Origin of the sequence: Streptomyces sp. NPDC058964 (assembly GCF_042741275.1) — a bacterium.
Classification (GTDB): Bacteria; Actinomycetota; Actinomycetes; order Streptomycetales; family Streptomycetaceae; genus Streptomyces.
The window spans coordinates 1-1360 of record NZ_JBHYKH010000976.1 but is presented as its reverse complement, the minus strand read 5'-3'; the positions used below and the strand labels follow the sequence as shown (position 1 = coordinate 1360).

The window sequence follows — 1360 nt, the reverse complement described above, 5'->3', positions numbered from 1 at the left end:
CGGCTGCGCGCGGGGGCGCGCGGCCCGTTCGCCGTGCCGGCCGGCGGCCGGGCGGCGACCGAGGTGATGCGCGCCGACCTCACCACAAAGGGCGCCGTCGCCGACGCGGTCCGCGGCGCCGACGCGGTGATCCACCTGGTCGCGCACATGAGTGGCCGGGGCGCGTGGCGGTCCGCCGCGTCGGACCCCCGGGCGAAGCGGGTGAACGTGGGCCTGGTGCGTGACGTGATCGCGCAGTGCGCGGCGGCGCCCGGCGGAGGGCCGCCCCCGGTCCTGCTCCTGGCCAGCACCAACCAGGTGGCGGACGACGGCCCCCAGCGCAGCGCCTACGCCCGGCAGAAGGCCGCCGCGGAGCGGTACCTGCTGGATGCCGCGGCCCTGGGCGCTGTCCGTGGCGTCGCGCTGCGCCTGCCGACCACCGTCGGCAGCGCGGCGGGGGTGGCGCCCGCGATGGCCGGCCGGGCCCTGTCCGGCGAGGCGCTCACCATGTGGCACGACGGCACTGTGCGGCGCGAGTTCCTCGACGTGAGCGACGCGGCCCGCGCGTTCGCCGTCGCGCTCGACCACGCGGCGGCCCTCGACGGCCGCGCCTGCGCGGTGGGGGGGCACGCCGTCGCGCTCGGCGACCTGTTCCGGACCATCGCCGACACGGCGGCCCTGCACACCGGACGGCCCCCCGTCCCGGTGCTGTCCGTGGATGCGCCCGACTACGCCGAGACCGGTGACCTCCGCGACCTCGTCATCGACTCGTCGGTCTTCCGGGACGTGACGGGGTGGCGCCCCGAGGTGCCCCTGCGCCGGGCCGTCGACGATGTGGTGGCGGCCGTCGCACGACGCCGGGCGGAGGCCTGACCCGGCGGGTCCGTCACCTTCCGTGCTGCGCGACGGCGCGGACCTCCTCGACCAGCCGCGCCTGTTCGACCAGTGCCGTGCCCGTGAGCGGGGACGGGGTGGCCGAGCGGATGCCCTCGACGAAGGCCCTCACCACGGAACGGAACTGGTCGTGCGGGGGTACGAGCAACGCCTCGTGCCTGCCGCCCCGTTCGAGGTGGATCACTGCCGTGTGGTTGGCGGGCGGCGTGTAGGCGCGGGGCACCGTGATGCGGCCCCGCGAGCCCGTGAGCTCGTACCGGCCGCGGTAGGCGTGCTCCAGGCCGAACCCGAGCTGGGCCACCGCGCCGTTGGGCGCCGTGAGCAGCGCCGCCCCGCCGGTGTCGACTCCCGTGCGCGGGTCCGGCTTGAGATGCGCCCCGGCCACTTCGAGGCCGGTCCCGAGGTGGCGCAGCGCGGTGCGCAGCGGATAGCCGCCAACACCGGTGAGCGCACCGCCGTCCAGGTCGCGGCGGTGACGGATGTCCCC

General features: G+C 77.2%; 1 protein-coding gene and 1 pseudogene. One reads left to right on the top strand and one right to left on the bottom strand.

What is annotated here, in order from left to right:
* A partial coding sequence (locus tag ACFW2E_RS46965; RefSeq protein WP_384478317.1) for an NAD-dependent epimerase/dehydratase family protein occupies positions 1 to 852 on the top strand: 852 nt, incomplete at its 5' end.
* Between the two features lie 13 nt (positions 853 to 865).
* Here ACFW2E_RS46965 and ACFW2E_RS46960 read toward each other — a convergent pair.
* Positions 866 to 1360: pseudogene (locus ACFW2E_RS46960) on the bottom strand (gfo/Idh/MocA family oxidoreductase); the annotation flags it as partial.